The sequence below is a fragment of the Fusobacterium sp. genome (genome assembly GCF_029258315.1).
In the GTDB taxonomy this organism is placed as follows: Bacteria; Fusobacteriota; Fusobacteriia; order Fusobacteriales; family Fusobacteriaceae; genus Fusobacterium_B.
Window position 1 is genome coordinate 1 of record NZ_JARHZE010000060.1, and the last position, 9602, is coordinate 9602.

8 protein-coding genes and 1 riboswitch are annotated in these 9602 nt (G+C 26.4%); of the genes, 2 read left to right on the top strand and 6 right to left on the bottom strand.

The features are described from left to right. Positions 1-201 precede the first annotated feature (201 nt). From Q1J48_RS04705 to Q1J48_RS04715, 3 genes are all read right to left on the bottom strand, one after another. Positions 202-813, bottom strand: coding sequence for a TetR/AcrR family transcriptional regulator (locus Q1J48_RS04705; protein ID WP_300361579.1), 612 nt, complete (start codon positions 811-813; stop codon positions 202-204). Between the two features lie 256 nt (positions 814-1069). Then, a complete protein-coding gene (locus Q1J48_RS04710) occupies positions 1070-1876 on the bottom strand; it encodes a histidinol-phosphatase HisJ family protein (protein ID WP_300361582.1) in 807 nt (268 codons plus the stop codon). Between the two features lies 1 nt (position 1877). Continuing rightward, positions 1878-2552, bottom strand: a complete 675-nt coding sequence (locus Q1J48_RS04715) for a YoaK family protein (protein WP_300329139.1) — start codon at positions 2550-2552, stop codon at positions 1878-1880. 107 nt (positions 2553-2659) lie between these two features. Further along, positions 2660-2748, top strand: a riboswitch (SAM riboswitch). An 82-nt stretch (positions 2749-2830) separates the two neighbouring features. On the opposite strand from Q1J48_RS04715, the gene Q1J48_RS04720 reads away from it, so the two are divergent. Next, complete coding sequence (locus Q1J48_RS04720; RefSeq protein WP_300361584.1) at positions 2831-3616, top strand: MetQ/NlpA family ABC transporter substrate-binding protein; 786 nt, start codon at positions 2831-2833, stop codon at positions 3614-3616. A 49-nt stretch (positions 3617-3665) separates the two neighbouring features. On the opposite strand, the gene Q1J48_RS04725 is transcribed toward Q1J48_RS04720, so the two are convergent. After that, on the bottom strand, positions 3666-4487 hold the full coding sequence (locus Q1J48_RS04725) for a MerR family transcriptional regulator (RefSeq protein ID WP_300361587.1): 822 nt from the start codon (positions 4485-4487) through the stop codon (positions 3666-3668). Positions 4488-4566: 79 nt separating this feature from the next. On the opposite strand from Q1J48_RS04725, the gene Q1J48_RS04730 reads away from it, so the two are divergent. Then, the gene (locus Q1J48_RS04730; RefSeq protein ID WP_300361590.1) at positions 4567-5907 is read left to right on the top strand and encodes an MATE family efflux transporter; all 1341 of its coding nucleotides are present in this window, start codon (positions 4567-4569) and stop codon (positions 5905-5907) included. 86 nt (positions 5908-5993) lie between these two features. Here the strand turns inward: Q1J48_RS04730 and Q1J48_RS04735 are convergent, their stop codons facing one another. Beyond that, complete coding sequence (locus Q1J48_RS04735) at positions 5994-7028, bottom strand: M42 family metallopeptidase (RefSeq protein ID WP_300329128.1); 1035 nt, start codon at positions 7026-7028, stop codon at positions 5994-5996. 38 nt (positions 7029-7066) lie between these two features. Next, entirely contained in the window at positions 7067-8656 is a 1590-nt protein-coding gene (locus Q1J48_RS04740) for an AbgT family transporter (RefSeq protein ID WP_300329125.1), read from the bottom strand. Between the last annotated feature and the right edge of the window lie 946 nt (positions 8657-9602).

The window sequence follows — 9602 nt, forward strand, 5'->3', positions numbered from 1 at the left end:
TCTTCCATAAAAGCAGTTCCTGCTGGGTTATAAAAAGCTCCAGAAGTTCCTATTTTTCCAGTCATTGATGGGTGAGCAAAATATTCAGAATCCTGTTGTGCTAAATAATCTATACTCCCTGCATAAGCATTTACTGAAGCTATAACAGCTATTAACATAAGCGTTTTTTTCATTCTAACTCTCCTCTTAAAATCTCTATATTTAATTTTGTACTTTCAATTTTTTTATTCTCTCATCTGGCAACTCATTTATTTTCAAAGCCTGTGCCATTATTAGATAACCTACTTCTTTTAATTCTTCCTCAATCATCTCGTAAGTTGGATTATAAAACCCAGAACAAATTAAGCAAGCAAATCCGTGGGTACTCCACCAACCTTTTCTTATCATCCAGTTTATTGTACTATCTTTCAAATGATTATATTTCTCATTATCTCTAAAACTTTTATATACAAGATCTATTAAATCATTGGCTATCTCATTTAAAAAATCCTCCGATAGATTTTCTCTCATAAATATTGCTCTAAATAACGCCTTCTCCTCTTTAGCAAAAAGACAAATTCCTATTCCAATATTTAAAAGACCAAACTCTGTATAATTTATTTTAACTTTATCTAATAATTTATTTTTTGCTACTAAGGATAATTCATTTTTTAAATCACTCATTGAACTAAAATTTGAATAAACTCCTATGGTAGATATTCCTAACTCTTTCGCTATTGTCCTTGCAGATATTTTTTTCATTCCCTCACGAACCAAAATTCCATATGCTGTTTCAAGGATTTCTTCTTTTGTAAATTTTAATTTTCTCCCCATTTTACCCTCTAAATAAAAATAACATAACACTATTATAAAAATAAAAACATTTTTTTATAACCGGCACTTAGAAATTATACCTTATATCCCTTTAAAAATCAAGGAATAAAATAAATTTTTTGTTTTTATTTCATAACACTATTATAAAATAACATTACACTTTAATTTTTAAGATAAAAAAAGAGTATGATTTTTTTCATACTCTTTTAATAATTTTTTCTAAAAACTTCATCAATTTTTTTAAATATTATTGATTTTATTTAATTTTTATAAAACTTGGTTCCATTTTTTCAAATGAACTAATATACTTTACACCTAATTTTTCTAAAATTTCATAGGCTACTTTAAAATCTTTTGTGATATCATCTTTTCTATGAGAATCTGAACCTATTGTTATTATCTCTCCACCAAGATCAAAATATTTTTTAATTATATCAAAGTCTGGATAAACTCTATTCTCTCCATATCTATATCCTGAAGTATTTATCTCGATACCTTTTCCTTTATCAATAAGCCCTTTTAAGATTTTTTCTATTACATCCATATGATTTTCTATATTCATTCCTCTAAATTTAGCTCCACCGTATCTAGTAACAAAATCCAAATGTCCATAAACATTAAATTTTTTATAGTTTTCCACATTTTTTAATACAGTTCTAAAATATAGATCTTGCATCTCATCCCTTGTTTTTCCCTCTTGTAAAACTCCAACACTTAAATCATACCTATTAATTCCATGGCTAGATGCTATTACAAAATCTAAAGGATATTTTTTTAATTCTTTTTCAAAAAAATCTATTGTTTGGTATTGTATTCCAACCTCTAATCCCAGTTTAATATCAATATCTTTTCTATATTTTTCTTTTAATCTTAAAATTTCTTCTGAATATTTATTTAAATCAATATCCCACTCCTTAGATAAATTAATCATATCTTTTTCAAAATGATCTGTTATTGCTATCTCTCTAAGTCCTAAACCGATTGATTTTTTTATAATCTCATCTAAATCTTCATTACAATCCCCTGAAAATCTACTATGAATATGGTAATCACTATAAAACATTTTAATCCTCTATTTTCCTTTCCTCATAATCTTTAAACATCATAAAAAATACTACAAGCAATCCAGATAAAGCAAATAGTACTGCCTTATCCAAATATATTTTTGTTAACTCTGCCCCCATCATTCCACCTATTATAAAACAAATTATTATTCCAAAGTATAGATTACTTTTATATAAATTTTCTTTTTTACCTTTAAAAAATTTATACAAAAGATCACTAGCACTTCTTAAATTTCCAGTACACATAGTTGAAGCGTAGGCATTTCCCCTTACTTTTCTAAAAGTTTCCACCTGAAGAGCACATACAAAAGATATTGCAACATTGGCTATTATATCATAACTTCCAAGTGGAATAAATCCCACTCCAAATAAAGTCAGCATTTCTAATAATAATATATTTTGTCTCCAATGAAAAATTTTTCCCTTACACTTTTCTCTTACAAACTCAGAAATAAAAACTCCTACTATAAAAGCCATTATTGGAAAAAAATATTGAACTGCATTCCACCATCTTTTTTCAATCAAGGCAATACCAAATAAAACAATATTTCCTGTCTGTGCATTGGCAAAAACTTTCCCTCTGCATATATAGGTATAGGCATCTAAAAATCCCCCTACCCCTGCCAATATCAGTCCCAATCTATATCTTTCTGACATTTGAACTTCATTATTCAAAATTATCACTCCCCAACCCAAGTTTATAAATCAATTATATCACATTAAAAAAAATAAAAAAACTGTTGACAAATTTATTTTTTTTTAGTATTATACTTTCAACTAAATATCCATCAAGAGAAACTGAGGGACTGGCCCTTTGATGTTTCAGCAACCTACTAATTTTAGTGTGGTGCTAATTCCAGATAGATGGCGACTGCTAAAATGTCACTACCATATCTCTAAGTTATCTTGCAAGTGGATAATTTAGAGATTTTTTCTTTTAAGGAGATGATTTTATGAAACTTTCAAAAAAAATATTTGCCACTTCACTTGCTTTCATTTTATTAGGAAATCTTTCTTTTTCTAAAACTCTTAAGGTAGGTACTTCACCTGTTCCTCAAGGAGAAATTTTAGAGATTATTAAACCTGAACTTGCAAAAAAAGGGATAGATTTAAAAATTATAGAATTTAATGAATATGTTACCCCTAACTTAGCTTTGGCTGATGGTGAATTAGATGCTAACTTCTTCCAACATATCCCTTATTTAGAAAAATTTAAAGAGGAAAGAAAATTAAAAATTTCTTCAGTTGGTGACGTTATGGTAGCACCTATTGGAGTTTTTTCATTAAAACATAAATCCCTTGATGAATTAAAAAAAGGAGGAATTATAGCTATTCCAAGTGATCCATCTAATGGTGGTAGAGCTCTTATTCTACTTCATAAAGCTGGGATAATAACTTTAAACGATCCTACAAACCTTTATGTTACTGAATTTGATATAGTAGAAAATCCTAAAAAATTAAAATTTAAATCTATTGAGGCACCTCAACTTCCTCGTATACTTAGAGATGTTGATGCTGCTGTTATCAACGGAAACTATGCTATTCAATCTGGACTTTCTCTAAAAAAAGATGCTCTTCTTGTTGAGGGAAAGGACTCTCCATATATAAATATTGTAGCTGCTAGAGATGAGGATTTAAATAATCCAGATATAAAAGCCTTTGTTGATGAATTAAGAACTGAAAAAGTTAAAAAATTTATTGATGAAAAATATCAAGGAGCATTAATCACTACTTTTTAACATAAAAGCATCAATTTATAATTTTCTTAGAAATCAAAAAAGAATTGAATTACTCAATTCTTTTTTTTATCCCTACTAATATTTCAAAAATTCCTGCGAAACCTTTTTCAGTAACTAAACTATAATCTTCAGCTATTTCTATCCCGTAATCGTTTGAAATATATCCTTTAGATTCTATATATTTTTTTAATTCTTTATAGTTATCTTGTAAATTTATATATGTATCATTATATTTTATATAATAATATTTTTCTAAAACTATCTCTTCTACTTTTTCTATTTTTAATTCTTCAGGAATAACAATCCCTATTTTTTTTATTGGAATTATTTTATTTTTCCCTAGTTCTTCTATATTAGTTATTGTTATATATTTTATATCTCTTATCCCTTTTTTCTTTGCAATAGAATGAAGTTTTTCATAGTTCATCGCCATCTCTGCCTCATCTTTTTCATTCACCATAGATATAAAATATCCTCTTATTCTTTTATTCTCACCTGAATAAATTTTATTTTCTAAATCGACAGAACTCTTTTTTAAAATATTTATTTTTCTTGTAATATTCTCTTTTATTTTTAAAAATTCAGATATTTTATTGTCTATCTCCTCAACTTTATTTTCTAAAAATTTTATATTTTCTATTGGAGATTTTATTTCTGTAAATTTTTTTATCTCCTCTAAAGATAAACCAGCTTTTTTTAAAGTTATTATAAAAAATAATTCCCAAATTTGTTCTGATGAATAGTATCTATATCCATTATTTTTATCAACAATACTAGGAATTAAAATATTTTTTTTATGATAGAAGATTAAAGTTTGTCTTGAAATATTAAAAATTTTTGCTAATTCTGATATTTTATATCTATTTTTCATTTTTTCCTCTTGACTATATAGTTTAGTATATAGTTTATAATACCATAGAATATATATTTTTTAAAGGAGGTTTTTTATTATGTCAAATAAAAATATTTTGGATAGTAATGATATAACTAAACTTTTTTTCAAGTTTGCTATTCCAAGTATTTTTGGAATGCTAATTGTTTCTTTTCAAGTTATGATTGATGGAATGTTTATTGGGCAAGTAGTTGGACCAATCGGTTTAGCTGCTGTTAATCTTTCTATGCCAATTATAAATTTTCTTTTAAGTATCGGTTTAATGATATGTGTTGGTGGGGGAGTTATTACAAGTATCTATTACGGAAATAAAAAAATTAATAAAGCTAAAGAGCTTTCAACCATCACTTTAGTTTTATTATTTTTGGTTTTAGAATCTCTATCTTTAGTAGTACTTTTTAATCTTGATTTTTTTATCAATATTTTAGGAGCAAATGAAGAAGTTTTTCCCTATGTAAAATCTTATATGATACCTATGATGTTAGGAGCATTTTTCTATACCTCTCCTATTTTTACTGAAACCTTTGTAAAAATAGAAGAAAAACCACATTTTGTTTTTATCAGTGGGTTAACTTGTCTTTCTTTTAATGTTATTCTAGATTACTTATTTATTGTAAAATTTAATTTTGGAATAGCTGGAGGTGCATCAGCAACCATTATAGCTTGTGCTATTGGATTTTTTGCCTTACTTCCAAATCTTCACTTTAAATTTCCTAGAAAAAATATTAAATATTATTTTAATGATATAAAAAATATTTTTTATAATGGAAGCTCTGAAATGTTGTCAGTTATTTCTTCAACCATTGCAACTTATTTATTTAATCTAGTTCTTATGAAAGAGATTGGTATTTTAGGAGTTTCTGCATTGACAATTGTATTTTATATTAATCAATTATTAAATATTTCTTTATATGGGCTATCACAGGCTCTTCAACCTTTAGTTGCTTACAATTTAGGTGCTAAAAATTTTACTAGAATAAAAAAAGTTCTAAAAATTTCTTTTATCACTGGTGGAAGTATTGGAGTTATTGCTTATTTCGGAAGTCTTTTATGGGGAAACTTTCTTATAAGTATCTTTTCAAAGGGAAATCAAGAGCTTATATCTTTGGCTAAAACAGCTTTATTTTATATTAGCTTTGCTTATTTATTATCTTTTATAAATATAATATCTACTTCTTTTCTTACTTCAATAGAGAAACCTTTCGAATCTATTGTTGTTTCAATGGGAAGATCCCTTATATTTATAGTTATTCCTCTTTTTATTTTACCAAAAATTATAGGTTCTATTGGTATATGGATCTCTATTCCTGTTGCTGAACTTGCTTGTCTTTTGGTAAGTTTTTATCTTATGAAAAAATCTATTTATTCCCTTGAAAAAAAGTTAGTTAAATCTTTCTAAAGAAAATAAATAAAAAAAGAAAAAAGAGTTATTGGAATTAATGACTTAATCATTATTACCCAATAACTCTTTTATCTTAATTTTTCTTATAAGTAAGCTATTAATAAGTTTACAGTCTCAATTAATCCATCAATATGTGTTCTTTCATAGTGATGAGAAGACTCAACGCTTGGCCCTATACAACCACATCTGAAATCAAATCCTTGAACAATTGCTGCTGTTGCATCTGAACCATATCTATTATATACATCCACTGTATATTTTATATCATTTTCTTCAGCTGCTTTCATTAATCCTTTTCTTACTTTTACATCATAAGGAGTTTTTAAGTCTTTAGCAGCAATACTTACTTTTCTCTCATCTCCTAAAGCATCTGCTCCAACAAGTCCTATATCAAGAGCTACAAACTCATCTAAGTTTTCTGGTATTACAGTTACTCCATGTCCTATTTCTTCATAGTTAGAAATATAAACATATAATCCTGTCTTTGGTTTAACATTGTTGTCTTTTAGATATTTTAAATATCCTAGTACTTGAGCAACACATAATTTATCATCTATAAATCTTGATTTTATAAATCCACTCTCTGTTATTACTGTACGAGGATCAAAAGAAACGAAGTCCCCAACTCTTACTCCTAATTTCTCTGTATCTTCCTTAGAAGTAATTATTTCATCCAATCTTACTTCCATAGTTGATGCATTTCTAGGCATCTCTCTAGCTTCATCTCCGTAAATATGTACAGAGCTTTTTACTGGTACTATTGTTCCTTCGATTGCTTTATCTTCTAAAGTGTGAACAAGGATATTTTCTCCTTCAACACCTCCCCAGTTTACTCCACCTACATTTACAAGTTCTAATCTTCCATTAGGTTTTATTCTTTTTACTATTGCACCTATTGTATCTATATGAGCAGATATCATTTTTCTATAACTGTTATCTTCTCCTTCGATATAAGCTATGATAGCCCCTTTTTTTGTTAAGTTGTAGTCAAATCCTAATTCAGTAAATTCTTCTCCAACTCTTCTCATAGCATTGTCAGTATAACCTACTGGACTAGGTATACTTAAAAGTTCTAATGTCATATCTAATACATAATCTACATCAAATCTAACATCCATTTTAATTCCCCCTTATTTTTTTATGTATAAAAAGTTATTTATATATATAAGCTTACTCCTGGTCCTATTGGTAAATCAAAGATTAACCAAACTATCATCATTGCTACCATTGTTAGTAAAAGTACTATTGAGTAAGGTATTGTTAATGAGAAAATAGTTCCCATTCCTATCTCTCTGTGTTCTGTTTCTCCTGGTCTTAATGGAATTTTTCCATCTTCTTGATACTCTACCAATATTGCTATTATAACTGGTATTGCTGCGTGTAATGGAGAAATTATATTAGTGCATGAATCTCCTATTCTAAATGCAAGTTGAGCATAAGCAGGGTTTACATTTAAAGCTGTAAACATTGGTACAACCATAGGAGCTATTAAAAGCCATTTTGAAGATCCACTTGTCATAAATGGATTTATCATTGTAGTTACCAAAACTACTATCAGACATAATGCTATTACTCCAACATTTGCAGACTTTAAAACATCTGCTCCCTTTATTGCAATAATTCTAAATATATTTGATTTATTTAATAAATCTATAAATAAAGCAACAACGATAGAAGTTGTTAAAATAGGAATTGTCTGTCTCATTCCTAAAGAAATTATTCTTGGAATATCTTCTGATTTTTTTATCTCTCCAACAGCCATTCCGTATGGAATACCAACTGATAAGAAGAAGAAACAAATTATTGTTACTATTCCATCAAATAATGGTGATTTTGGTAAAAATTCTCCAACTTCATTTCTAAAGAATGCATTACTTGGAATTGTTAAAGCTAACATAACAACTAAGAAAAATAAAAAACCATAAAATGCATGCTTTAAACCTTTTTCTTGCTCTGGAGTAAGTTTATGTTTTTCTAATAAATCTAATTGTTGCTCTCCATTTCCATCTCCTACCATTTTAACTACTACTTTTTCTGTAAAAAGAGTTACTGTTAAGGCTAAAAAGAAAGTTGAACTTGCCATAAAGAAATAGTTTATTGCTGGATTTATAATTACATTTGCACCAGTAGTTCTAACTGCACTATCTGTTATTCCTCCAATAAGTGCATCAGTTCCTGATAAAAATAAATTTGCTGTAAATCCACCACTAGCCCCTACAAATCCTAGTATTACTCCAATAAGTGGATTTCTTCCTAAAGCAGAAAAAATTATTCCTCCCATTGATATAGAAAAATATGTTCCTGCATCTGACATTATACTAGCATTTACCGCTACAAATACAAGAGCAAATGTAACTAATGATTTAGGTGCCTTCAATAAATATTTTTTCATCAAAACTTCAAAGAATCCAGTTTTTTCAACAAAAGCACTAGCTGCCATCATAACCATTATCAATTTCAATGGTGCAAAATTTATAAATATATCTGGAAACTTTGTCACTATATATTTTAAATTTTCTTCTGATAGTAAATTAACAACTTTTACAGTTACTTCTTTTCCCTGTTCTCCTATTGTTTTGGCTCCACTGAAATATGTTACTTCTAATCCTACCAGGTTTAATATATAAGATGCTACCATAGTTATTATAACTAAATATCCAAATAATATAAATGGATGTGGTAATTTATTTCCCCCTTTTTCAATTACGTCAATAAACTTATTAACAAATGACTTTTTTTTACCCATACTGCCTCCTTACAGATTTTTTTATTTATAATTCAGATAGTTTAAATATTTTTATTTTTTAATATCTAAATTAAAAATAATATATTTGCCATATAATATCATTTTTTTGTGAAAATTTAAAGCTTTTTTGTAAATATATTTAAGTATATTTGCTATTTTTATAAAAATTTATATAAAAATTTAAATATTATTATCATAAAAAATTAGTAATTTCAAGTATTAAATAAAATTTTTTAACAGAATTTAATAATAAAAAAAATTTTCATATTTATTTTTTTTATATTATATTTAATAAAATTACTTTTATTTTTTTGTATTTTACTTATTATTTTTTCTTGCATCTTTATAAAAAATACTTTGAATTTTTCTAATTTGTAGATCTGATATAAAAGTTATTTTCTAAATTATTAAATTTTTATTTATTTTACTCTCTGCTTTATTGATGATTTAATAATATAGCTTTTTATAAAAACGGCATATTCTGATATAAGTAATTCTCTTATATATCAAAATCTATTATTTGTAATTTTATCAATTTCTTATTCATAAAATTTAAATCTATTTTAATTACTCAGTTAAAAATTTTAATTTTACATAAAAATCTAAAGTTATAATTTTCTTATTAATTAATAACAAAAAAAGAGATAAAAAAATAGTAATTATTTTTTTTATCTCTTTTATCTTTTATTATAAAATAATTATTTTTTAGAAAGATTTCTTTAAAAGTATTATCAAAAATTTACTTTTTTATAAAAACTCTTTAAAAAGATCCTTAATAAAAATTCTAATTTCACAATAGATAATATATTTCTATTCAGTAATATTTCACTTATTAATTTTTATTTCTTACTCATAGTATATAATCTATTTTTACAAAAAATTAAAAAGTTGGCAAGTTCCTATCCTCCCAGAGGGCTGCCCCCCAAGTACTTTCAGCGTTTATGAG